The following is a 24,640-nucleotide window of genomic DNA, read 5'->3' on the forward strand; positions in this document are numbered from 1 at the left end:
ACCCAAGCTTAGGCTTGGGTTTTTCAATTGATACTTATGCGATTTTTTAAAGGATGATGAATTTTATCTTGATCAAGATAGTCAGGTCAGGAGAGAGCTATATTTTATTTAAATTTTTGAATTGAAAAAACTCAGATGATTTTTATGTCATAGCTTATTTTCTATCAACAAAGTACACAGAAGAAGTCATAATATGCCTGCAATAATTGTGGTTGTAGTTTATACATATTCAACAATACTGAGTTGAGCTTAAATGCAGTTCAGTGGGGTTCGTTAGAACGTGGATGGTCTAACGAAAAGAGGCAGTCATGTTGGCGCTAAAAATTTGGGGATGGTTTAAGCGCTGCATAAACATATAGAGCAAATAATGAGTACAGATTTTTTTTTGGCATATTTAGTTGAAGATACAGGTCGTTATGATGGTATTACAGCCAATGGTTTGGTCAGGGTAGAAGGGGTAAGTGCCGAGCAAGCTTGGTGGTTGAGTATAGATGGCGGCACAACTTGGCTGGAGAGCTATGGTACAAGCTTTACTTTACCTGAAGGACGGCACAATGTTTTACTCAAACGTAGTGAATATGATTTTCCCTATTTATTAGGCAACATCACAGTAGATCATACCCCGCCTGAGGCACCGACTGCTGCATTTTCAAATGATGGGCAATCTATCAGTGGTTTAGCTGAGGCAGGCTCAACAATTAAAGTTGAAGCAATGATTGATGGGCAGCTTAAAGTCTTAGCCTCCACCATGGTCAATGCGCATGGGCAGTATACGATTTATCTGCCCGCTTTAACCAATGCGGAAACAGTCTATATCACCGCTACCGATAAAGCTTTAAATCCATCTGCACATATAGCCCTCCAAGCACCGCTACTGGTAGAGAAAATCCTCTTAAGTGCCGATAATCAAGCTGTGTTACACACCCAATTTGCGGGCACGCAGATGGCAAATGAGTTGCAAGATAAAACCAGTTTTTCTTTCCTCTCTGCGGATTTAGGCCCAGTTTTGTCGGCTGACGTTGTAACACGCGTCTTTGGTGCAGCCTTACATTTTGATGTGGCTGATAATACTCAGCGCCAATTGAGCTTAAAAGCCCAATCGGGCGGGGTACAAGTGGCGGCCATGTACGATCTACATATTTATAAACTCGATCAAGTCACTGGCGAATGGGTTAGTCAATATGTAGAGCAGAATTGGTTAAAGGCGCTGTTGCTTGGTGGCGTATCTGGTGATTTTGATATTACTTTGGATGCCGGCCAATACATGATGGTATTGGGTAATGGCTTAGGCGTTGCTGCACTCACCGGTTATACCTTAAAAACCATCTCCGATATTACTTTAGATTACAGCCAACCTGTGGGCGCGAAAGGCGATGTGCGCGGTAATGTGTTACAAGACATTGACCTTAAACATGGCTTAGATGTGCTGCCACAAGGCACCCGTATTTTAAATGTGAAAGTCCTGAATGAAGCTGGTCATGTCGATAATTACTTAGTGGGTGATCAAGGCACTTATTCTGTACAGGGTTTATATGGGGTGTTGTATATTCAGTCCAATGGCAGCTATCGCTATGAAATTCATCCTGAATTTAAGCTGACCCATAGCGTGGTGGAAACCTTTAGTTATGAAGTGGCAACTTTAAGTGGAGTCTATAGCAGCGCTAATTTAAGCATTCATATTAATGCTACACAGCAAGCGCAAACTGAAATTGACCATTACCTGATGGTGCAACCGGAAGCGATGGTGTATGCCGGTGAGCAACTGGGTAAAGTAGTGGATTACAGCATTTTAGATGTAGATTTGCTCAACCCAATTCTAGGTGCCGATGCTTTAGCATTTAAGGGTGCGATGAGCTTTAACGTAGCCGAACAAACTTTACGTGAACTGACCTTTAAAGGCGCTTCAGGTGGTATTGAAATTGGCTCAAAATATGATTTAGTGATCTATAAGCTTGATCCTGCTACAGGTGATTATATTCAGCATCATGTAGAAGAAGATTGGTTTAAAGTCATTGTTTTTGGTGGTGCATCAGCCAAAACGACACTGAGCTTTACCCCAGGACAATACAAAGTGGTGCTGAGCGGTAAAACCTTGCTTGGGGCGCTAAAAGGCACTGTGGTGGAAGTGGTTGAGGATATCGTCAAAGATTATAGTCAGCCTGTGCAGCAAACTGTGCTTGATCCTTTAAGTGGGGATTTAACTTTAGCTGACGCAGATCAAGTGCTCAAAGTGAATCAAAGCTTTTTAAATGCTGAAGGTACAACTGAAGTTGCAGGTCAATTTGGTGTGCTCAATATTGCACGTAATGGCGAATATCACTATACGCTTTACACTGACAATACTGCAGCTTATGGGCAAATTGAGAGTTTCTCATATTTAGTGCGTCATGCCGATGGCAGTCAACGTATCGAAGTAATTAATATTCAAATAGATAGCCAACATGCCAACCATGATGTAAATCGTGTAGTGCTAGATACTACAAATAATGTCTTTACCCATAACGAAAATGACAAGCCCCATCGTAAAGACTATAGCTATAGTTTTAAGGTAGATGCTGCAACGCAAACGGATATCACCTTATCAGCCAAAGTGTTGTCACTGCTGAATGACAACCGTGAGTTAAAATATACCTTAACCAATATCACAACAGGTCAAATGCAACAGGGCAGTGTTACGGGCAAAAACCCAAGTTTAGAGCAGTTGAAATTGACTGGATTAAGCGCCGGCGACTATGTGTTAAGCCTTAATTTAGAGGCGAGTAGTGGTTTAGCCGGAACCATTACATCGGTGATTATTAGCCAAAATAGTGTTTATTTAACCGAATTTAATGCCGATACAGTGCCTGTGGTACAAGGTAATTTGCTTGAAAATGATTTAGGTTTAAGCCATGTCAGCAATATTAGCATCGCAGACCAAAGCATCTATAGCGGTGCAGGTCAGCACAGCATGTGGGTCAATGGTCAATATGGGCGTTTATATCTAAATATTGACGGTGAATATCGCTACGAAGCCTATGGCAATGCCTCAGGCATTGAGCGCTTTGAATATAGCTTAAATTCGGCAGTTGGCTCGCAAAGTAAAGCTGTGCTTGAAATTGAAGTAGCACAGCATATTCAAGCGAGCAGTGCAGATGAAACTGTGCTTGCAAGTAGCGCCCATGATCAACTGCATTTGGGGCTTGGTCAGGACACGCTTTTGTTTAGTTTATTAGACAATAACAGCGCCACAGGCGGCAATGGCAGCACTATTTGGCATGATTTCCAAGCCGGTCATGTCAATCAAAATCGCAATGCCGATAAAATTGATTTAAGCCAATTGTTGCCACAGCTTGCGCCTGAGCAGCTTAGCGATTATTTAATGTTAAATTATGATGAGGCGAGCCAAATGGTGACTTTAAGTATTGATCGGGATGGTCAAGGCAGTCATTTTACCGAGGAAAATCTACTTTACCTGACCAATCAAAGCCAAGCTTTAAGCTTAGATGAGCTGCTATACAATCAGCAAATCTTATTTTAGGCGTGCTGCCCAAGCCTAGTGCTTGGGCAATGGCTAAAAATAACGCCAATATTTATTTTCATCCTTAATCGCCAAGACAAAATTAAAGTAGTCGTCATTGGCCACCAAAAGACTTTGCGGGGTCATCAACAGCACTTTGAGTAAGGTACCTTGCTCAAGGTGCACGGGGTGTTGTTGATCGCGACTTAAGGTCATCGGGAGCAAAATTTCAATCACACGCTGTTGCATCTGTAGGCTCCGTTTATGCCAGCAAAAGCAAGGTAAAAATAGAATAGTTACAGCAGGTTAAATGCTAATTTTTGCACCTAAGACTGCCACAAATTGCGCAAGCCAAGCCGGATGTGCGGGCCAAGCTGGGGCTGTGACTAAGTTGCCATCGGTAACTGCTTCAGTGACGCCAATGTCTGCAAAGTTGCCGCCGGCTAACTTCACTTCTGCGCTACAGGCAGGATAAGCCGCACAGGTTTTGCCTTGTAAGATGCCTGCCGCAGCTAAAATTTGCGGGCCATGACACACCGCTGCAATCGGTTTTTGGGCTGTATTAAATTCTTGTACAATTGCAAGCACACGTTGATTTAAACGTAAATATTCAGGCGCACGACCACCCGGAATCACTAGTCCAACATAATCTTCGCTGTTAACTTGATTAAAATCATAATTAATCGCGAAATTATGGCCACGCTTTTCGCTATAGGTTTGTTCACCTTCAAAATCATGAATCGCCGTGGCGACCGTATCTCCGACTTGCTTATCTGGGCAAACCGTATGCACTTGATAACCTAAAGCCAGTAAAAATTGAAATGGCACCATGCACTCATAGTCTTCGACATAATCACCTACCAACATTAAAATTTGTTTAGTCACGCCCGCATCCTTGATTAAAGTTTTGTTTAAATTATAAGCATATTTTTGCTAATGACGCTGACCAAAGTGACCAAAATACAACTACATAAAGTACATAAAAAAGCCGCCTATTATTTTAGAAAAGTTTTATGATGACCTCCTTAGTAAAAAATACAGAGAAATCATTGTGTTTAAGTCATTTTTTCCGCATCCCAAATGGTTTTTTTTATCCTTAATTCTATGGTTTGCCATCAATATTGCGCTGTGGTATTCGGGCGGGCACAGCTGGGGCAGTTATTTAGGCTTAAATTTAGTGGCGGATGATGCTTTACCCATAGGCGTCAGCCGTTTTTGGTCAGGCAATTTTTTATGGTTTTATCTGTGGTTTGTGCTATCGACCAGCATTTTTGCCACGTTTTGGCGCTTAAAATCCAATAATCCTTGGCAAAAGTGGTCAGTGTGGGGCTCGGCTTTTATTCTGTTTAATATTTGGTTTGGGGTACAAGTCAATGTGGTGATTAACGCATGGTATAGCCCATTTTATGATTTGATTCAAAAAATGCTGACCCAAGGCGGTGGTGATGTCAGTTTGTTATATAACGAGACCCTGACTTTTTTATACATCGCCATGGTGTATGTGACCTTTGCGGTATTTAACTTATTTTTTGTCAGTCATTATATTTTCCGCTGGCGTACCGCCATGAACGACTTTTACAGCGCGCATTGGCAAAAATTACGCCATATTGAAGGTGCGTCGCAGCGTATTCAAGAAGATACCATGCGGTTTGCCAAAACCATGGAAGGCTTAGGCGTAAGCCTGATTGAAGCCTTTATGGTGCTGATAGCCTTTTTACCGGTGTTATTTACTCTATCTAGTCATGTGAAAAGCTTACCCTTTGTTGGTGAAATCGCGCATGCCTTGGTTTGGGCTGCGGTAACATGGTCGGTTTTAGGTACTATTATTTTAGTGATTGTGGGCTTTAAATTGCCGGGGCTTGAGTTTAATAACCAAAAAGTTGAAGCCGCCTATCGTAAAGAATTGGTCTATGGTGAAGATTACGAAAACCGCGCCGATCCTTTGACTTTAAAAGAACTGTTTAGCAAAGTACGCGTCAATTATTTCCGTTTATATTTCCATTATGCCTATTTTAACTTGGTGCGGATTTGGTATATGCAGCTTGATAATCTATTTGGTTTATTTGTGCTATTCCCAAGTATTGCAGCAGGTACCATTACTTTAGGTTTAATGATGCAAATTTCCAATGTGTTTGGCAAAGTGCGTGAATCATTCCAATATTTAATTGCCTCATGGCCGACGATTATTGAATTACTCTCAATTTATAAGCGTTTAAAAGCCTTTGAATCAGCACTCGATGACTAAAATGATGCCCACATTGTGTGGGCTTTTTTACATAAAGATAAAAGGCGTAAGCTGCACTTTATGCTACAACACAGCCAAATGAAAGGAACTGCATGATGAAAAAATTACTCGGTCAAATTGCATTAGCAACCAGTTTAACTGTAGGTGTCGTTGCTACCACGCAAGCGAGCAGCACAGTGGATGCTTTAAGCCAGTGTTTAGTGAAATCGACCACGGCTACAGATAAAACCACGGTATTGCAATGGACCTTTGCTGCGCTTGGTCAGCATCCTGATTTAAACACTATGAGCAGTGTCACCACTGCACAAAAAGAGCAATTGGATAAGAATTTAGCCCAAGTATTGCAACGTATTTTGGTTGAGCAATGTAGCAGCCAAACCAAAGCCGTGATTCAAAGCGATGGTTTAGAAGCAGTGGGGGAGAGTTTTCAAGAATTAGGCACCATTACCGGTAACGAAATTTTAAAAACCCCACAAGTGAAAAGTCAGCTTAATGGGGTATTGAAGCATGTGGAAATGGGAAAATTGGTGACGACGTTTTTAACGCCTGATATTTGGAATAAATTGGGCGTCATTCGTTAAGATTAAAGCTTACTTTTGGCAAGTGATAGCTTGCCAAAAGCTGAATCTTTACAAGCATTAGGTATATTTTTCAGGGTTATTTAAAATCTCTAAGGCTGCGCAGCCGTTACTGACAATTGAGTCGGCAATGGTTTCGGGAATGGCTTTATTCATCGTAATGCTGCTTGCACTGTTGGAATCAAGCATTTTGCCTTTGGCGTTATAGTTGACGTTTTGTTTAATGCCAAACTCGCGATCAGGGCAGTTAATTTTATATAAAATCATTTGGTAGTCGTTAATGGTCATACCGTCTTTGGTGAGGTCGTTATAGATGACGGCTTTGACCCACATTTCTAGTTCTGTGGCTGGGGTGCTTGAGCGTCTGATCGGGTTAATGTGTTCAGGTGAGGCGTAATATTTTTTTTCGTCGCTTTGGGTCAGTTCAAACCATTCGGCAGCGTAGATGCTGCTCAAGCTAAGTAATGTTGTGGTAAGTAGGGCAAGTTTTTTAAACATGATTTAACCCTCAAATCTTTTTTGGATTTTGAATTATTTTAGTCTGCTTAAAGATGAGCGGCAATGTAATTGGTCTGCTTGTCTGAGTTGCTTGATTACAAATGAAATGAATATTTTCCCTAGCCCTCCTCCTTTCTTGCGCTTCGTTTTAAAAGCAGTGCTTTAAAACTCGCTCAGGAGAGAGAACTACGCGTATCAATGTAATTACGTGACAAATCCCCCTTTGAAAAACGTAAGAAGTGAAGCTTCGCAAGGAGGGGGATTGAAAAGTCATGCATAAATCATGACTTTGAAAGTTGAATACGTCCTAAGTTTTTGAGTTTTGTAATAGATGATACTTTTTAATAGTCATCAGAATTTACCCAAGATATTTAGTTAATTCGGTTAAAATTCCTGATGAGGCAAATGCAGTAAGAATTGTAATGTGATTAGATAAAGTAGTTGTGAGCTTTGCATAGGCATTTTTAAATGTTGATGGATCGTTAGTTCTCTCTATGTCATCAACAATATTTTTTATACCTTGTTTTACTTCAGTGGATTCACTTGCCTGATCAATAACTTCACGCATTTTACTACACAATTGTTGTAAGGCTTGGTTATTGATTTGATTTACATTCATGGTGCTATTAGCTCCATTTTGGAATTGGCTCTGTTGAAATGTACCAGAGTAGTAGTTTTGAATAGTTGGTACGGCTTTCATCGCATTATCAATATCATCCATTTTTAAAGTACCTTTCTGAAGACGATATGTTTTTGTTTGTTTTAGTAAGTTCAATATATCAGAGATTTGGTCAATATCTGCACATATATATTTGCAAATATTGATCATCTCAATGATAGACCATTGATAAAATTCAAGTTCATGAATTCTTTTTTCAACAGCTTGATATGTGCTTTCACAAATATTTTTATGATATTCAAGATTTGCTGATAAACCATCAATGAGTTCATTTAGTATTGGTGTATGAGTATAGTCTGTGAATTCCCAAATAATATGGTTTAAAGAAATAGTAGTATCGCGCCCTTTTCCATAGATTTTTGAGATTAAAAAATTATCTTCAGGTTTTAGCTCTCTAAGACACTCATAGAAATGCTCTATAGATTTGTGCCGTATAAATTGTTCTTCATATTCCTTCATTTTTTTGCTTTTGACTTTTATAATTTCAATTTGTTGGTCGATATCAATGATTTCATGTGTGATGGCGTAAGACATAATATAAAAACCCCGCATTCAGCGAGGTTTTTATAACACAAAATCAATTGATTAGCGAATAAATCAACCAATCAATTTCTTCATTAATTCATTGACTTGCGCAGGGTTGGCTTTACCTTTTGCTGCTTTCATCACTTGACCAACAAGACCGTTAAAGGCTTTCTCTTTACCAGATTTAAACTCTTCAACCATCTTCTCGTTAGCAGCAAGTACGTCTTTAATAATCGCTTCAATTGCGCCTGTATCAGTTTCCTGTTTCAAGCCTTTTTCCGCAATAATCTGGTCCGCAGTTTTGCCTTCTTCCCACATAAAGCCGAAGACTTGTTTTGCGATCTTGCCGTTAATCGTGTTGTCCACAATACGTGCAATCATACCGCCAAGTTTTTCAGCAGATACAGGAGAATCAGCTAACTCTAAGCCTGCTTTGTTTAAAGCACCTGAGAATTCACCCATTACCCAGTTAGCCGCAATTTTACCTTGTGCAGCACCGCCCGCAGCCTTAACCACTTCTTCATAAAACTCTGACATTTCACGCGTCAGTGTTAAAACGTGCGCATCGTACTCAGTCACACCAAAGTCCGCTACAAAACGCGCACGGCGTGCAGCAGGAAGCTCAGGAAGGGCAGCGCGTGCCGCTTCAATTTGCTCATCTGCAATGATCACAGGTAGAAGATCAGGATCTGGGAAGTAGCGGTAATCGTTCGCTTCTTCTTTCGAACGCATCGAACGCGTTTCCATTTTCACAGGGTCAAACAAACGCGTTTCTTGGTCGATGGTGCCATCCCATTCCAAGATTTCCATTTGACGTTCAATTTCAACATTGATCGCTTGTTCAATGAAACGGAATGAGTTGAGGTTTTTCAATTCACAACGTGTACCAAATGGTTGACCCGGACGACGTAAAGACACGTTACAGTCAGCACGGAATGAACCTTCCGCCATGTTACCGTCAGAAATACCTAACCAACGTACAAGGGTGTGAATCGCTTTAATGTAGGCAACTGCTTCTTCAACCGAACGCATATCTGGTTCAGATACGATCTCAAGTAAAGGTGTGCCTGCACGGTTTAAGTCGATGCCTGACATGCCTTCGAATTGGTCATGGATGGATTTACCAGCATCTTCCTCAAGGTGGGCACGGGTTACGCCAATGCGTTTTACTGTGCCATCTTCAAGTTGGATATCGATATGACCCAAGCCCACAATCGGGTTGTCCATTTGGCTGATTTGGTAGCCTTTTGGCGAGTCAGGGTAGAAATAGTTTTTACGTGCAAATACTGATGCTTGATCAATATACGCATCAATACCTAAACCAAAGCGAATGGCAAGGTCAACCACTTCTTTGTTGAGTACAGGCAATACGCCCGGCATTGCAAGGTCAACAAGGCTGGCTTGCGTGTTTGGATCATTACCAAAAACAGTCGATGAACCTGAGAAAATTTTGGTGTTGGTGGCAAGCTGAGTGTGAATCTCAATACCAATAACCACTTCCCAACCGTCAATTAAGTTTGACTTTGGTTTTGCAGCGTTCTTCGCCATTATGCGTTCTCCTCAGCAATTGCAGCGCGTTTAGTGTGCCAATCGGTTGCTTGTTGATACTGATGTACTACAGACAACAATTGCGATTCTGACCAGTAGTTACCAATCAGCTGTAAGCCAACCGGTAAGTTATTTGCGTCAAAACCAACAGGCGCGTTAATGGCAGGTAGACCGGCTAAGTTCACTGCGATGGTGTAGATATCACCTAAGTACATTTCAACAGGTGACAAGTTTGCACCAATCTTATATGCCGTGGTTGGTGCAGCAGGGGCAGCAATCACATCGACATTTTCAAATGCTTTTAAGAAATCTTGTTGAATTAAACGACGTACTTTTTGTGCTTTCACGTAGTATGCATCGTAATAACCCGCAGACAGCGCGTAAGTACCAATTAAAATACGTTGCTGAACTTCTTTACCAAAACCTTCTGAACGTGAACGTTTGTATAAATCCATTAAATCCACAGGATTTTCACAGCGGTAGCCATAACGCACGCCGTCAAAACGTGACAAGTTAGACGATGCTTCAGCAGGTGCGATTAAGTAATAGGTTGGTACGTAGCTTTCGGTCATGGTCAGATCAATCTCAACCAAAGTCGCGCCCATCTCTTCTAACTTTTTCAGTGATTCTTCAACACGCGCTTTAACGTCAGCTGCTAAACCTTCGACGTTAAAGTACTGTTTAGGAATACCAATACGTAAACCTTTAACCGATGTGCCGTTGAGGTTCGCTACGTAATCATCAACTTCTTTGTCTACAGAGGTTGAGTCTTTGGCATCATGACCTGCCATTACGTTCATAAGATAAGCACAGTCTTCAGCCGAGCGCGCCATTGGGCCGCCTTGATCCAGTGATGATGCATAGGCGATCATACCAAAACGTGATACGCGGCCGTAAGTTGGCTTAAGACCAGTCAAACCACAGAACGATGCAGGTTGACGGATTGAACCACCAGTATCAGTCCCTGTGGCAAACGGTGCAAGGTCAGCCGCAACTGCTGCCGCAGAACCACCTGAAGAACCACCCGGAACATGGTTTAAGTTCCATGGGTTGGCAGTTGCGCCATAGAATGGGTTTTCTGAGGTAGAACCCATGGCAAACTCGTCCATGTTGACTTTACCTAAAGTCACAAGACCCGCAGCTTTAGCCTTTGCCACGACAGTCGCATCATAAGGCGAGATAAAGTTATCCAGCATTTTAGAACCAGCAGTGGTTTTAATGCCTTGGGTACAGAAAATATCTTTATGGGCAATGGGTACACCCGTTAACACATTGGCACCACCTGCGCGGCGTAGTGCATCGGCAGCATCGGCATCTGCTAATGCTTGCTTAGCGGTCACAGTCACATATGATTTGACTTGTGCATCGATTTTTTCAATGCGTTTTAAATAATGTTCGGTAATTTCGCGTGATGAAAACTGAGCATTGGCTAAACCTTCAGTCAGTTCACGAATCGATAAACGATGTAAATCAGTCATGAGAGAAAAATCTTCACTAAAATGTAAGAAAAAGCTTGAGATGAATCAGAATTATTCAATGACGCGTGGTACAAGATATAGACCCGCTTCTACAGCAGGAGCAACAGCTTGATATTCTTCACGATGATTGCTTTCAGAAACTTCATCAACGCGTAGGGGTTGCGGATGGTCAAATGGGCTTTTTAGTGGCTCAACACCATCGGTATTGATCTCTTTGAGTGATTCCATCATGCCTAAAATTTTATTTAAACTTTGAGCATATTCAGCAGATTGCGTATCATTAAGCGATAATCTTGCGAGATGGGCAATTGCTGAAACTGTTTGTGCATTTAAATCTGCAGAATGCTGAGCATCCGATGTCGACATAACATCACCTCATCAGTATTAAAAATTTTCAAAATATCGTGCGTTATAATAAGCGATTGACTTGTTCAAAGCATCACATTTAGTTAAAGTTGCCCACTTGCGTCCACATAAAGTTTAATTGAGAACGTCCCCGTGATTCTAAAACGACTAATTGGCTTGTTTTCGCCTGATCTGGCCATTGACTTAGGTACAGCGAATACCCTTATTTATGCACCAGGACGCGGCATTATCTTAAATGAACCAACCGTCGTGGCGATTCGTCACAGTGGTTCACAAAAAATTGTTGCCGCCGTAGGTCTTGATGCGAAACAAATGCTTGGTCGTACTCCTGCAAACATCTCAGCCATCCGTCCAATGAAAGACGGTGTGATTGCTGACTTTGAAGTAACCGAGACCATGCTCAACCAATTTATTGGTAAAGTGCATGAAAAGCGTTTATTCCCACCTGCGCCACGCGTTGTGGTGTGTGTACCGTGTAAATCGACATTGGTTGAACGCCGTGCGATTCGTGAGGCGGTATTTAATGCAGGTGCGCGCGATGTACGTTTAATTGAAGAACCAATGGCTGCGGCAATTGGTGCTGGTATGCCAGTTGAGCAAGCGTGTGGTTCAATGGTCGTTGATGTTGGTGGTGGTACAACTGAAATCGCGATTATTTCCTTACAAGGCTGTGTGTATGCGGATTCGCTGCGTATTGGTGGTGATGTGTTTGATGAACAGATCATTAATTATGTACGTAAAGCGCATGGCTGTGTGATTGGTGAGACAACAGCAGAAACCATTAAAAAAGAAGTCGGTATGGCATTGCCAGATGAAGGCGCCAAAGCACTTGAAATTGAAGTGCGCGGTCGTAACTTGGCAGAGGGTGTACCACGCGCCATTAAAGTGACTTCAACAGAAGTGACTCAAGCGATTGCGGATCCGCTGCAAAGTATTGTCTCTGCGGTGAAATCAGCACTTGAACAAACCCCGCCGGAATTATCTTCAGATATTGCAGAGCGCGGTATTGTGTTAACCGGTGGTGGTGCTTTACTTCGTAACCTTGACAAGATGTTGGCGCAAGAAACAGGTTTACCTGTGGTTGTGGCAGAAGATCCACTGACTTGTGTGACACGTGGTGGTGGTAAAGTGCTTGAATTCTTTGATAACCCAAATCACGATATGTTATTCGTTGGCTAAAAGGACCTAGGCGGTGCAAGCAAATCTGTTTTCCAGACAGCCGCCATCTTTTCGCTCATTTATCATTGCGGTCATCACATGTTTGGTTGTGCTGTTTTTAAACTGGCGCGTGCCACATGTGATTCAGCCCGCAAGAGATGTCTTGTATGCGGCATATAATCCGATTTATGCCTTAGCAAGTTATCCCGTGTTATCGCGAGAGTGGCTCACTCAACAAACCAAGTCTGAAGCACAACTGCGTCGTGAAAATACTGCGATGCAGGCGGAGCTGTTACAGGCGCAAGTGCGTTTGCAAAAATTATCTGAACTTTCTGCTGAAAATACCCGTTTACGTGGCTTGATTGATACGCCTCTGATTATTGATGGACGTATGGAAATTGCTGAAGTGATAGGTACAGATGCTGATCCTTTACGCCATATTATTGTCATTAATCGTGGTTCGACCAGTGACTTAAAAGTCGGTCAAACGGTGCTCGATGATAAAGGCATTATGGGGCAAGTGGTGGCCGTGTATCCGCATAGTAGTCGTGTCATGTTATTGTCAGATAAAGAACATGCCTTATCGGTACGACTAGAGCGCAGTGGAATTCGTGCCATTGTCAGTGGTAAAGGCGATTTAGCCCAGCTGAAAATGGAATACGTACCCACCAGTGCAGACGTTAAAGTTGGAGAAAAAGTCTATAGCTCAGGCTTAGGCGCACATTTTCCAGCCGGTTATTTGGTCGGTACAGTACAAAAAGTGAGTCGCCATAACAGTGGTGAATTTGCTCAAATTGATATTAAACCAGCCGCACAGCTTGGTGGAGGTCAACACGTCGTGGTCTTGTTCTCTGATTCACTGGCGATGGAGCAACCGCATGTCGCTCAATAGATTCAATCCACAGGCTAAAAAAGATCCTCTGATTGCCATTATTGTATCGGTGATCGTGGCATCAGTGCTGATCGTTTATCCGCTGTCTTATAGCACCTCAGGTTGGCGACCAGAATATATGCTGTTGGTGGTGATGTTTTGGGTCATGTGTCAGCCAACGTGGTGTGGCGTATGGTTTGCCTTTGCCACAGGTATGTTTTTAGACTTACTGGTCGGCTCACCTCTGGGCTTAAATGCTTTAAGCTTTGTGTTGACGACCTTTGTCACACGTTTTTTAATCCGTGAAAAACGGATTTTAACCTTTTTACATATTTGGATTATTGCAAGCTTGGCCACCACTGCACATTTACTCTTACAATGGTTTATGCAGGTCATGGGTGGGCTTGATTTTGCTTTAGCGCGACACTGGCAGCCTTTACTGACTAGTATTGCAGTATTTCCATTGATTTATGCTGTACTGAAACGATGGCGCATTTAATTTTAGCGTCGAGCTCACCGCGGCGCCGCGAGTTATTAAGCCAATTGGGCTTAAACTTTGAGGTTTATAGCCCTGACATTGATGAATCTGTGTTGGCAGGGGAAGATGTCGCCCACTATGTGGAGCGTTTGGCGCGTGCTAAAGCACAGGCTGTGTTGGCTCGTTTTCCTGATGCTTTAGTCATTGCCGCGGACACATCGCTCGGTGTCGATGGGAAAATTTTAGGAAAACCTGAATCGAAAGCACATGCATTTGCCATGTGGCAGATGATCTCTGATCGTAAACATGACGTGTTTTCAGGTGTTTGCGTGAGTACAAAACAACAAATTTCCAGTATAGTGGTACGTACCCAAGTTGAATTTCAACACTTAAGTCCAAAAGATATGGAAGACTATTGGGCCACAGGTGAACCGCTTGGTAAGGCGGGTGGCTATGCAATTCAAGGCATTGCGGCACGTTATATTCCAAGTATACAAGGCAGTTATAGCAATGTCGTAGGTTTGCCTTTACATGAAACAGTACAGTTATTAACAGCGTTTAAGGCATTAAATTAAACACTGCGCAAAAAGAATTTTTATAATGTTTTGAGTTTTATTATGTCTGACGAATTATTAATTAACGTCACCCCGATGGAATGTCGGGTGGCGTTAATTGAAAATGGTACCGTCAATGAGTTATTCGTTGAACGTACTGCCAAACGTGGTTTGGTCGGCAATATTTATAAAGGCAAAGTGGTACGTGTATTGCCGGGTATGCAAGCTGCATTTGTAGATATTGGTTTATCACGGACCGCATTTTTACATATCAACGATATGGTATGGCCACGTCAGCAGCCAACCCCCAATGTCTTTGAACTATTACAGCCCGGGCAAATTCTGACTGTCCAAGTCATGAAAGATATGCTTGGCACCAAGGGCGCACGTTTATCGACTGACCTGTCTATTCCGTCGCGTTATTTGGTGCTGATGCCGTATGGCAGTCATACCGGTGTGTCACAGCGCATTGAGGCTGAAGAAGAACGCAATCGCTTACGCGGTATTATTGAAAATATTCAAGCCGAGCATAAACTCCCGGGTTCAGTGATTGTACGTACTGCAGCCGAAGGCGTGTGTCAAGAAGATATTGCGCAAGATATGGCCTATTTGGCCAAGCTTTGGGAATATATTCAACGTAAGCAAAAAAGCATTGCAGTACCGTCGTTAATCTTTGAAGAGCTGCCACTACCACAGCGCATTATTCGTGATTTAGCCAACGAAAAAACCGCAAAAATTTATGTTGACTCACGTGAAGTCCATGGCAAGTTACAAGAGTTTGTCGCAGAATTTGTACCCATGATGCAGGATCGTTTATTGCATTATCCGGGTGAATGTCCAATCTTTGATTTATATAATGTTGAAGAAGACATTCAAAAGGCGCTACAAACCCGTGTCGCGCTAAAATCGGGTGGTTACCTCATGATCGACCAAACCGAAGCCATGACCACGATTGACGTCAATACTGGCTCTTACGTGGGTGGACGCACGCTTGAAGACACTGTGTTTAAAACCAACATGGAAGCCACACAGGTCATTGCCCGTCAGTTACGCTTACGTAATTTAGGTGGCATCATCATTATTGACTTTATTGATATGCAAGAAGCGCAGCATCGTGAAGAAGTGATGAACCAGTTTGAGCAGATGTTAGAGCGTGATCATGCCAAAACCAAAATTACCCAAGTCTCGGAATTGGGTTTGGTGGAAATGACGCGGAAACGTACCCGTGAATCTTTAGAGCACTTATTATGTGAATCTTGCCCAACCTGTCAGGGGCGTGGTTACATCAAAACAGCGGAATCAGTGTGTTACGAAATCTTTCGAGAGATTCTACGTTATACCCGTGCTTTTAGTTCGCAGATTGGCTTTACTGTCGTTGCCCATCCTTTGGTGATTGATCGCTTACTCACCATTGAAGCGCCAGCAGTAGCGGATCTAGAGCATTTCATTAATCGGGTGATTAAATTCCAAGTCGAAAATTTATATACGCAAGAGCAATACGATATCATTTTAAACTGAAATTGTAACAGGATGTCGTTAAACACTTGTTACATCTGATATTTTACTTTCTGCTCCATCTTGCTCAATATGACAGTACAAGCTAGCCAAGACCGAGATGTCAAAATAACGGTCAAGCAAACGAGGTCAGTATGGGAATGAGTAAAGTCATAATGCAAGCAAGTGTTCAACATCATCCAAGCCAGCATAAAAACACCCACCATGCCTACATGGTGGACGAACAAGGTAAAGAAGTACAAATTACAACAGCAATGGTGCGTTCAGTGTGTCATCAACTATTGCAACAATGTCGAATGATTAAAAATTAAGGGGCTAAATTAGCCCCTTAATCTTGTAAATTTATTGGCAATTTCTACCAATTACTAGCTAACTTCCTGCAAGCCTACCTTAACTAGGGCTTCAGTTTGGGGATGTTCAATTAAGGCTTCAAAGCAGGCAATTTCATCTTCTAAATGAGTGATTAAATTCTGCATTTTAGGCACTGCGTTACGACAGGCCGTTAAGCCCACTTCAAGCTTACCCATATAACTGGTCATGGTAATATTGAGGGCTTGGCCATCTAAAACAATGGAAGCCGGATAGATAGCATCAAGACGTGCGCCATTCCAATACAGTGCTTCTGTTGGGCCGGGTAAGTTAGAAATCACCAAGTTAAAGGCTTGGCGTTTAGGTAATAGTCCTGAAATAATATTTAAGCCAGCAGGGCTATAGACACAGGCGCTATAACTTAAAATTTGATCACTACTCATGCGTTTAAAGCGTTGTTTAGCATTCATTACACTGCGTCGAATGGTATTTAAACGTGCCAGTGGCTCAGCTTGATGGGTAGCTAAATTGGCCAAAATCATGGTAATACGATTAGAGGTGTCGGAATCATCATTGCGTACAGAGACTGGCACCATGGCAATCATCGGCTTGGCTGGCAGTGCATTTTGACTGAGTAAATATTCACGTAAAGCACCTGAACAGATTGCCAATACCACATCATTAATCGTCACATTTAAGGCCTTGGCAATACCACGTAAGCGCTCTAACTCAAAAGATTGTGCAGCAAAACGGCGTGAGGCACTTACACGTTGATTAAAAATAGTGGTCGGGGCTTGGAAACTCGATACATAATCAGGATGATGATTTTTCTTATCTTTAAACGCCGAAACCAACTCTGCCATGACTTTAGGGGTGGCTTTACATTGGCTTTGTAAGAGATGGGCCAATTTTTTAATTTTACTGCTGGGCGGTTCAGGGTTTTTAAGACGTTTAGCACGGCGACTTTCCACGCACCATGGCGCAATAATGCCTTTGGTTTGTGGATCATGGGCAAAAGATTTTTCTAATAGACGCATACCTGCTACGCCATCGGTCATGGCATGATGGATTTTAAAGTACATGGCAAAACGATTGCCTTCAATCCCTTCAATAATATGGCAGGTCCAAAGCGGTTTAGCGCGATCAATTAAGCTGCTATGTTCTTGAGAAATATAGCTTAACAGTTCGCGAATACGCCCAGGATGTGGCAGGGCAATATGGCGAAAGTGATGTTCTAAATCAAATTCAGCATCATCATCCCAAAATAGGCCATTGAGCTTATTGGTAAAAGGGGGCACAGGAATACTTTTTTCATGTCGAATATCAGCCACTAAATCCTGAATAAAGGTGGAGGGTGCATCTTCTGGAATTTGAAATAAAAATAATCCCCCAACGTGCATGGGCTGCTGGCGTTTTTCTAAAGATAAAAAGAGTAAATCAATGGGATGTAAGGGACGCATATCCGGTTGCCTCGTATTTTTAAATTACTTTTTAGAGTTATGACGTGTTTTAAATCGAATTATATAAGTGATTGTAATTAAAAAAAATACTTTATCAATCTTTGTTTAAAAAAAAGCCACTGCAGGCAGTGGCGAGTTAGTTATTTTAGATTTCCGGCATGTAGACCACATTCTTTATGCGTGGCTTCTTCCCACCACCAACGACCTTCACGTTCATGTTGGTTGGGTAAAACAGGACGAGTACATGGTTCACAGCCAATCGAAATAAACCCTTTTTCATGTAAGGCATTATATGGAATTTCCATTAAACGAATATAGTTCCACACATCGCTACTTGACCAATTGGCAAGTGGGTTGTATTTAATCAATTGTTTACCTGGACCTGAAAAACCAACATCTGCTTGTACTACAGGAATTTCGTTACGTGTACCTGGGCTTTGGTCTTTGCGTTGACCTGTAATCCAACCGTCTAAAGTGGCTAATTTTTTACGTAACGGTGCGACCTTACGTACTCCGCAGCATTCTTTATGGCCATCCACAAAAAAGCTAAACATGCCTTTTTGAGTGACTAGCTGTTGTACGGTTTGACTTTCTGGGAAGCAGATTTCAATTTCAATCCCGTAATGTTGACGCACTTTATCAATAAATTGATAAGTTTCAGGGTGCAGGCGACCAGTGTCTAAACTAAATACGCGAAAAGGCTTACCTAAGTTAGCAGCCATATCAATCAATACGACGTCTTCGGCACCAGAGAAAGAAATGGCAATATCACCTTGTTGTTCAAGCGCAAGCGCCATAATTTCAAAAGGCGATTTTTCTGCATATTCGGCCGCAAGGGCATCAACTAAATCAATAGTGGGGATGGTTGTCATGAGCGTTCCTGGCAAATAGGCTTGGGCACTTCAAAACCTATATAACTTGATTGGTAAAATATTCTAATCCAATTGAATTTATCTGCTTAGCACTAAAAATGAGATCGTTATGAATTAAATAGATTTAAAAAAACAACAAAAATGGCCTTAGGTTTTGGCTATTATAACTTGATTGAAGGCTAAAACTGGGGAAAGTACATGGAAGTGGTGTGTTTGGATCTTGAAGGGGTACTGGTGCCAGAAATTTGGATCAGTTTTGCTAAACATACCGGCATTGCTGAATTTGCAGCCACCACCCGCGATATTGCCGATTACGATGTGCTCATGCAACAGCGCCTTCATTTGCTTCACCAACATGGGTTTAAATTACAAGACGTACAAGCAGTGATTGCACAAATGCAGCCTTTTGATGGTGCCAGAGCTTTTTTAGATGAGTTACGTTTGCATTTTCAAGTGATTATTTTATCGGATACTTTTTATGAGTTTGCTCAGCCTCTGATGCAGCAACTGGGCTATCCAAGCTTATTTTGTCATCAATTAAAGGTCGATCCGACAGGTATTATTGTTGATTATCAATTGCGTCAAGCCGATCAAAAAACACAAGCAGTGAAGGCATTACATGATTTAAATTTTCGAGTACTGGCAGCAGGTGATTCCTATAATGACATTGGCATGCTCAGTGAAGCTGAGGTGGGTTTTTTATTTGAAGCACCGCAACATGTCATTGCGCAATTTCCGCAGTTTAGAGCGATTTATGGCTTTGATGCGCTGAAACAAGCCTTGATTCAAGCTTCAGTGCGGCAGATTACCAGCGTCTCGTAAAGTGGTAAGCCTTTATACATAAGCCTAGTAACTTGCATGCTAACAATAGATTTAATATTTCCCTGATGCTTTAAAATACTCAGTTTAAATCAGGAATTTTTTTAATTGAAGGTCAAAACATCGGGGATTAATTGTTATTGCAGGGGGATAAAAAAACCGGATCACGAGGATCCGGCATATTCAGTTAGAAACGGTAGCCAATTTTCATACCGTAACCAATGGCATGGTTATCTGAGAATTCACCGACTGCATTACCACCCGTTTGCGCGGTTGCATCTCCTAACCAGAAGTATTTTACTCCACCTTGGATAAAGTAATGTTCGGCAGGGCTATATTGACCGCCTAGACCTACGCTCCAATAGCCTTCTGTTGGGCCTAAAGTCGTGACTGGGTTACCCGCACCAGAGTCATAACCAACAGAGACATTGCCGGCCCATTTGGTATTAAATTTATGACCCACGCCGACATTGGCTGACCATTGATCATCTGAATAATCAATCAGATTTTGATTCACCAAAGGATGGCTCATCAACTCTGGGCGAACCACAAAGTTATCCCAATGTACCCAGCGTAGATTAGCAAAGGCCAAAGTATCAGCCGCAATACCCATTTGGAAATCCACATTCACCGATTGAGGGGTGATCGCTTCAACACGACTCACCACTTGGCTTAAATCAACACCATTTGGAAACAAGGGATGGTAGCCTGCAGGAAGTTGCGGAATGCTTGAGGTTTCTGTTGTATTGGCTTTATGTTTAATTTCAGAACGATACGTTACTGCAGCTTTTAAAGCGATTTCAGGGATTTGATACGCAAAACCAGCAAGCCAACCAAAAGCAGGTTCTTGATCTACTTTAATATTGTAGTTACCAAGTTTTGCAGCACCGCCATAGGCTGCACCACGTAACTGAATATCCGCTTCTACAGTTTGCCACACTGGACCTGCATAAAAGTTCCAATTTTCATTGGGTTGATAGCCCATTAATGCGGTTAAGTTATTGGTACGTACTTCAACGGTTGTCCCTTGTGTACCATCACCAAACATAAAGTTATCGGCTGCGTAGCTAGCATCAGCACCATAAGGCTGATCGTAAATCAAACCCAAAGAAATGTGATCAGTGGCTTGAACTTTTACTGCAGCAGAAGGGAAGTAGTAATCATCTGCCATATCGCTGACCGGTTTTTGATCGCGACCTTGACCTTCTACAGTCGGATCAAGAACTGAAAGCCCTGCTTCTGCATAGTTGCCTGGTTGTAAAAATGCAGCAATCGATTGACCAGAACGATCTAGACCAGCAGCAAAAGTGGTCAACGGCAACGCAGTCAATAGCACTGCTGCAGACAATACAGAAAGCTTCATAGCTTCAGTCCTTGATAAAAGCGGTAAGTAAATTTTGTTGGAAAATTACCACAATTAAAAAAAGAGTAAATGCTTTAAATTAGCTAAATTCGGTGAAATTTGTACAAAATGACATATTATTGTTAATAAATGACATATATGTAAATTTATATCTATATGATTTAAAACGTTAAAAAAAATAAAAAATAAATTGCATTGGCTGAAATGACATTAAAAACTTAAATGCTTTAAATTTGATCAATTAATTTATAAGTGTATAAAAATACCGAATTTAGTCAGCACTAAATTCGGTCTTGTTAAAAAATGTTTCTAAATTTTAGAAGCGATGGCCAATTTTTAAACCATAGGCCAATGCGTCATTGTCATTAAACTGGCCTGCAGGTGAGTGAGCGCCGGTTTGCGCTTTAGCATCACCAAGCCATAGATATTTGACCCCGCCTGCAATAAACGATTTTGGTGTTGGGCTATATTGTAAGCCTAAGCCCACATTCCAAAAACCTTCGGTCGGGCCCAAGGTGGTTACGGGATTACCTGCGCCAGAATCCCAGCCCACAGATACATTTCCTGCCCATTGATCATTCATCTTACGCCCGACACCTACGTTTGCCGACCATTGATCTTTGGAGTAATCGACTAAATTAAAACCATCGGGTTTGCCAAGACTAGGTAATAAATTTCCGGCCAGCTGCGATAATTGTCCAAACTGGTAAGGTTGCATAGAGAAATCTTTCCAATTGACCCAGCGCACATTGGCAAAAGCCACCGTATCCGCCATGATACCGGTTTGGAAATCTAGATTAACCGATTGAGGAGTGGTCACTTTACTTTGGCCGGATTGACCTAAAGCTGCCACTTGCTCGGGTGTAATCAACCCTTGTGATACCAGTAAAGTTCCCATCGCAGGTACTAAAGGCATACTTTCACGTGCCGTAAATTCATGGTCAATTTCAGAACGATAGGTTACAGATGCTTTTAAAGCAATCTCAGGAATTTGATACGCAAAACCTGCCAACCAACCTACTGCGCTATCTTCTGGCACATCTAAACCATAGCCATTAAATAAGCTATAGGCATTACCACGCAAATTCACATCGGCTTTTAAGGTTTGATAAACTGCACCACCGTAGAAATTCCAGTGTTCATTGGGTTGAAAACCCACTAAAAAGTTCAAATTTTGCGTCATCACTTCAACTGAAGTGCCGCCTGTGGTGGCATTGTTGAGTGCAATCGCTACGGGTTGTCCTGTACTTGGATTAACCTGTAAGGGCGTCCCATCTGGTGCAATAAAGTTAGGTTGTCCAGTGATGACAGCTAAACCATTGGTTAAATTGCTCGGCGGTAAAATTACATCTGAGGCTGTGCTCACAAAGTTATTACGCCCGCTATATTCGGCATCAGCACCAAAAGGTTGATCATAAATTAAACCTACCGATAACTTTTCAGTTGGTTGTAATTTTAATACGGCATGTGGATAGTAGTAGTCACTGGCCATATCACCAGTATTGTTGCCTGAAATATCTTGCCCTGAAACGTTTGGATCTAAAATGCTAATCCCTGCTTCAAAGTAGTTATCTGGCTGTAAAAATCCGGCAATAGATTGACCTGAACGGTCGAGGGCTGCAGCAAAAGTGGTTAACGGTAATCCCAAAAGGCAAAGTGCGGCTGTTAACTTTTTTAATTGCATATATTCATTCCTTGTTGTGCAGTCTGAGACTGTCATCGTTTTTATTACATCAATGCTTCATGCATTTGATTCAATCTTGCCTTAAATTAGCACAGAATAAAACTGAGTAAAGTAAAAAAAATAACCGAGCATGACTGCTCGGTTAAAATGAGATTTAATTATGCAATATCATCGAGTTCGTAGTCCGACCATTTTTGACTGGCCAGTTTTAAATCAAAATCAAGATGCTGATGAATTTCTTGCAGATTGATTAAGCCGCGGTCTTCCGGCAACTGCACCAAAAGCGGTAAATGGGTAACACCGTTATCACCTACTGGAAAAGCATAATGGCGCTCTTTATGATTAATTGAAATTAACGCTTCAAACTCTAGATACACGGTTAAATTGGGGTATTGTTTGGGAATACGTATAATATCTAAATAAGCATTTTGCCGTTCATGAAACGCTTTTTCTTTTAAGGCTTGAATCTGCTCTTCAATTTTTTTAGATTTATTGAACATTTTGCCCAACAGCGATTGACCTTCTTTGTCCAAAGCACGTTGTAGCTCTTTGAGCTGGCGATAACACTCACGATATTGGTTTAAGGCGCTACGTACAGTTAAATTAAGATTGTTAATCGGCTGCAACATGATTTCATGATGTTGTGCCCAATCTTCATGAGATAACAAAGCAAATACTTGGTTACGGCGTTTTTCATGTAACGCCAGATAAGATTTTAAGCGCGCAGCAAATTGATCTGCTTGACTATCAAACATCACCGCCGCTTGGGATTGGAAGTCATAGAAATAACTAATGATGTCAGCAATCAGTTGCCGTGTGCTCATATATAAATAGTCCATTTCATCAATATGCTGGGCCTTGTGGCGCAGTGCATAATGCATGGGTTCTAAAATTTGAATGCCCAGTTCTTTTTCAAAAGCCAATAAGCGTTTTTCCACCACTTTTTCAATCACTAAACCTGATGCATCTAAGGGTTTAACTAACAGCGGTAGTAAACGTTCATTATTGACTTGTTCCAGCTGACTGACAAATTCAATCACATGCTGACCAATTTGTTTTTCAACGGTAATAATGCGCTGTACTTGCCATTGGAAAAATTGCTGATGTTCAGGCTCATTCAGATAAGCCAAATCCAATACAGCGGCATTTAAATAAATATTATCGCTTAAGGCCAAACGTTCTTCGCTTAAAAAGCGGCGGATTGAAAATGGATTGACATCGGGCTGATCACTTTGAGCTAAAGCAAAGATATAACGCGAGGTTTTAATAATTTCTAGCTGACGTAATTTTTGTTGTTCGACTAAAAACATGTGCAGGAGTGGATGCGACTGGCGTGTTAATTGTCGTCCACGCAAGGTTTTAAAATACAAATGCAGCAGCTGTTGTTTTAAAAATACTTCGCAAATAAAGCATTTCAGCATATCGGTGGTTAAACGGCGATGATTGTCAGGCAATCGAATCTCTGTTTTGGCATTGACTATACTGGCCGCGGTATAAATAAAACCATGGCGTAAGTTTAGCTTAATCTGTTGTAAGTTAAGGTTTTCTTCCACATTGGTTTTATCAAGCTGCGCGAGGATACTTTCTAAGTAATTGGCAATTTCAAAGGCATCTTGGTATTTTTCAAGTTCACTCAGCGAGTTTAAAATTTTTTGACCTAGATTTTTCATACCCGGGTGAACAATCGCTTGCACCACCAGCTCAAAATGTGCTGCAGGTGTACAGCTAAAGCGATTGTGCTCAGAATCCCATTTAATATTTTTTTTAACTAGAATCTGACGATAAATACGATCACGTTGTTCGGGATCGATGTTCTGAAAAATGTTATTTAAATTGTTTTGCCAATAGAGATCTAAATAGGGGTCAATCTGTGTAACCAATGATCTCAGTTCGTAGGGAATGTAGTCCTGTATCATCCTGAATATTATCCTTCAACACAATCGTTATTTTCATGAGAAATTGTGATGAGATTAACATAAAAAATCAGGAAAATTATACTGATAAGATCAATATTAAGTCGTAGTTGGCAAGAATAGAGGCTAAAAATGGTGCGCCTTGCGGGAGTCGAACCCACGCCGGTCACTTAGGAGGCAACTGCTCTATCCAATTAAGCTAAAGGCGCGCAAGCGATAATGTACGCCAAT

The 24,640-nt window shown here is 41.6% G+C and carries 22 protein-coding genes and 1 tRNA gene; 10 read left to right on the forward strand and 13 right to left on the reverse strand.

Annotation, left to right across the window (positions count from 1 at the left end; all coding sequences use genetic code 11):
- Positions 1-367 precede the first annotated feature (367 nt).
- On the forward strand, positions 368-3,517 hold the full coding sequence (locus AC5YCD_RS06695; protein ID WP_496129293.1) for a BapA/Bap/LapF family large adhesin: 3,150 nt from the start codon (positions 368-370) through the stop codon (positions 3,515-3,517).
- A gap of 33 nt (positions 3,518-3,550) precedes the next feature.
- On the opposite strand, the gene AC5YCD_RS06700 is transcribed toward AC5YCD_RS06695, so the two are convergent.
- Positions 3,551-3,745: a hypothetical protein gene (locus AC5YCD_RS06700; protein ID WP_496129294.1), complete on the reverse strand. Its 195-nt coding sequence runs from the start codon at positions 3,743-3,745 to the stop codon at positions 3,551-3,553.
- 57 nt (positions 3,746-3,802) lie between these two features.
- Positions 3,803-4,381: a DJ-1/PfpI family protein gene (locus tag AC5YCD_RS06705; protein ID WP_496129295.1), complete on the reverse strand. Its 579-nt coding sequence runs from the start codon at positions 4,379-4,381 to the stop codon at positions 3,803-3,805.
- A 166-nt stretch (positions 4,382-4,547) separates the two neighbouring features.
- Between AC5YCD_RS06705 and sbmA the strand changes: the two genes are divergently transcribed.
- Positions 4,548-5,741, forward strand: a complete 1,194-nt coding sequence (gene sbmA, locus AC5YCD_RS06710) for a peptide antibiotic transporter SbmA (protein ID WP_496129296.1) — start codon at positions 4,548-4,550, stop codon at positions 5,739-5,741.
- A 95-nt stretch (positions 5,742-5,836) separates the two neighbouring features.
- Positions 5,837-6,322 (forward strand): hypothetical protein, encoded by a 486-nt coding sequence (locus tag AC5YCD_RS06715; protein ID WP_496129298.1) that lies wholly within the window; start codon positions 5,837-5,839, stop codon positions 6,320-6,322.
- A gap of 57 nt (positions 6,323-6,379) precedes the next feature.
- Here the strand turns inward: AC5YCD_RS06715 and AC5YCD_RS06720 are convergent, their stop codons facing one another.
- The 5 genes from AC5YCD_RS06720 to gatC all read right to left on the reverse strand — a co-directional run bounded on the left by AC5YCD_RS06720 (position 6,380) and on the right by gatC (position 11,413).
- On the reverse strand, positions 6,380-6,817 hold the full coding sequence (locus AC5YCD_RS06720) for a hypothetical protein (protein ID WP_496129300.1): 438 nt from the start codon (positions 6,815-6,817) through the stop codon (positions 6,380-6,382).
- Between the two features lie 358 nt (positions 6,818-7,175).
- Positions 7,176-8,030 carry a hypothetical protein gene (locus AC5YCD_RS06725; RefSeq protein ID WP_496129301.1) on the reverse strand — a complete coding sequence of 285 codons (855 nt, stop codon included), beginning with the start codon at positions 8,028-8,030 and terminating at the stop codon, positions 7,176-7,178.
- 63 nt (positions 8,031-8,093) lie between these two features.
- Positions 8,094-9,569 carry an Asp-tRNA(Asn)/Glu-tRNA(Gln) amidotransferase subunit GatB gene (gatB, locus tag AC5YCD_RS06730; protein WP_496129302.1) on the reverse strand — a complete coding sequence of 492 codons (1,476 nt, stop codon included), beginning with the start codon at positions 9,567-9,569 and terminating at the stop codon, positions 8,094-8,096.
- Entirely contained in the window at positions 9,569-11,047 is a 1,479-nt protein-coding gene (gene gatA / locus AC5YCD_RS06735; RefSeq protein ID WP_496129303.1) for an Asp-tRNA(Asn)/Glu-tRNA(Gln) amidotransferase subunit GatA, read from the reverse strand. The genes gatB and gatA overlap by 1 nt, the downstream gene beginning before the upstream one ends.
- 51 nt (positions 11,048-11,098) lie before the next feature.
- Positions 11,099-11,413 carry an Asp-tRNA(Asn)/Glu-tRNA(Gln) amidotransferase subunit GatC gene (gatC, locus tag AC5YCD_RS06740; RefSeq protein ID WP_496129304.1) on the reverse strand — a complete coding sequence of 105 codons (315 nt, stop codon included), beginning with the start codon at positions 11,411-11,413 and terminating at the stop codon, positions 11,099-11,101.
- A 132-nt stretch (positions 11,414-11,545) separates the two neighbouring features.
- On the opposite strand from gatC, the gene AC5YCD_RS06745 reads away from it, so the two are divergent.
- The 6 genes from AC5YCD_RS06745 (at position 11,546) to AC5YCD_RS06770 (ending at position 16,300) form a co-directional block, all read left to right on the forward strand.
- Positions 11,546-12,592 (forward strand): rod shape-determining protein, encoded by a 1,047-nt coding sequence (locus AC5YCD_RS06745; RefSeq protein ID WP_496129305.1) that lies wholly within the window; start codon positions 11,546-11,548, stop codon positions 12,590-12,592.
- Positions 12,593-12,605: 13 nt separating this feature from the next.
- On the forward strand, positions 12,606-13,463 hold the full coding sequence (gene mreC / locus AC5YCD_RS06750) for a rod shape-determining protein MreC (protein WP_496129306.1): 858 nt from the start codon (positions 12,606-12,608) through the stop codon (positions 13,461-13,463).
- The gene (gene mreD, locus AC5YCD_RS06755) at positions 13,450-13,941 is read left to right on the forward strand and encodes a rod shape-determining protein MreD (protein WP_496129307.1); all 492 of its coding nucleotides are present in this window, start codon (positions 13,450-13,452) and stop codon (positions 13,939-13,941) included. Before mreC ends, mreD begins: the two co-directional genes overlap by 14 nt.
- The gene (locus tag AC5YCD_RS06760) at positions 13,929-14,495 is read left to right on the forward strand and encodes a Maf-like protein (RefSeq protein ID WP_496129308.1); all 567 of its coding nucleotides are present in this window, start codon (positions 13,929-13,931) and stop codon (positions 14,493-14,495) included. Before mreD ends, AC5YCD_RS06760 begins: the two co-directional genes overlap by 13 nt.
- A 42-nt stretch (positions 14,496-14,537) precedes the next feature.
- Positions 14,538-15,992, forward strand: coding sequence for a ribonuclease G (rng, locus tag AC5YCD_RS06765; protein ID WP_496129309.1), 1,455 nt, complete (start codon positions 14,538-14,540; stop codon positions 15,990-15,992).
- 131 nt (positions 15,993-16,123) lie between these two features.
- Positions 16,124-16,300 carry a PA1571 family protein gene (locus AC5YCD_RS06770; RefSeq protein ID WP_496129310.1) on the forward strand — a complete coding sequence of 59 codons (177 nt, stop codon included), beginning with the start codon at positions 16,124-16,126 and terminating at the stop codon, positions 16,298-16,300.
- A gap of 54 nt (positions 16,301-16,354) precedes the next feature.
- Here the strand turns inward: AC5YCD_RS06770 and AC5YCD_RS06775 are convergent, their stop codons facing one another.
- Entirely contained in the window at positions 16,355-17,758 is a 1,404-nt protein-coding gene (locus AC5YCD_RS06775; protein ID WP_496129311.1) for a WS/DGAT/MGAT family O-acyltransferase, read from the reverse strand.
- Positions 17,759-17,898: 140 nt separating this feature from the next.
- Positions 17,899-18,630 (reverse strand): phosphoadenylyl-sulfate reductase, encoded by a 732-nt coding sequence (locus tag AC5YCD_RS06780; RefSeq protein WP_496129312.1) that lies wholly within the window; start codon positions 18,628-18,630, stop codon positions 17,899-17,901.
- Positions 18,631-18,828: 198 nt separating this feature from the next.
- On the opposite strand from AC5YCD_RS06780, the gene thrH reads away from it, so the two are divergent.
- Positions 18,829-19,452: a bifunctional phosphoserine phosphatase/homoserine phosphotransferase ThrH gene (gene thrH / locus AC5YCD_RS06785; RefSeq protein WP_496129313.1), complete on the forward strand. Its 624-nt coding sequence runs from the start codon at positions 18,829-18,831 to the stop codon at positions 19,450-19,452.
- A 184-nt stretch (positions 19,453-19,636) separates the two neighbouring features.
- On the opposite strand, the gene AC5YCD_RS06790 is transcribed toward thrH, so the two are convergent.
- From AC5YCD_RS06790 to AC5YCD_RS06805, 4 genes are all read right to left on the reverse strand, one after another.
- Entirely contained in the window at positions 19,637-20,812 is a 1,176-nt protein-coding gene (locus AC5YCD_RS06790) for an OmpP1/FadL family transporter (RefSeq protein WP_496129314.1), read from the reverse strand.
- 316 nt (positions 20,813-21,128) lie between these two features.
- Entirely contained in the window at positions 21,129-22,496 is a 1,368-nt protein-coding gene (locus AC5YCD_RS06795) for an OmpP1/FadL family transporter (protein WP_496129315.1), read from the reverse strand.
- A 158-nt stretch (positions 22,497-22,654) separates the two neighbouring features.
- Positions 22,655-24,412: a hypothetical protein gene (locus tag AC5YCD_RS06800; protein ID WP_496129316.1), complete on the reverse strand. Its 1,758-nt coding sequence runs from the start codon at positions 24,410-24,412 to the stop codon at positions 22,655-22,657.
- A 130-nt stretch (positions 24,413-24,542) separates the two neighbouring features.
- Positions 24,543-24,618: transfer RNA gene (locus AC5YCD_RS06805), tRNA-Arg, on the reverse strand.
- Between the last annotated feature and the right edge of the window lie 22 nt (positions 24,619-24,640).

This window comes from Acinetobacter sp. CY05, assembly GCF_059515805.1.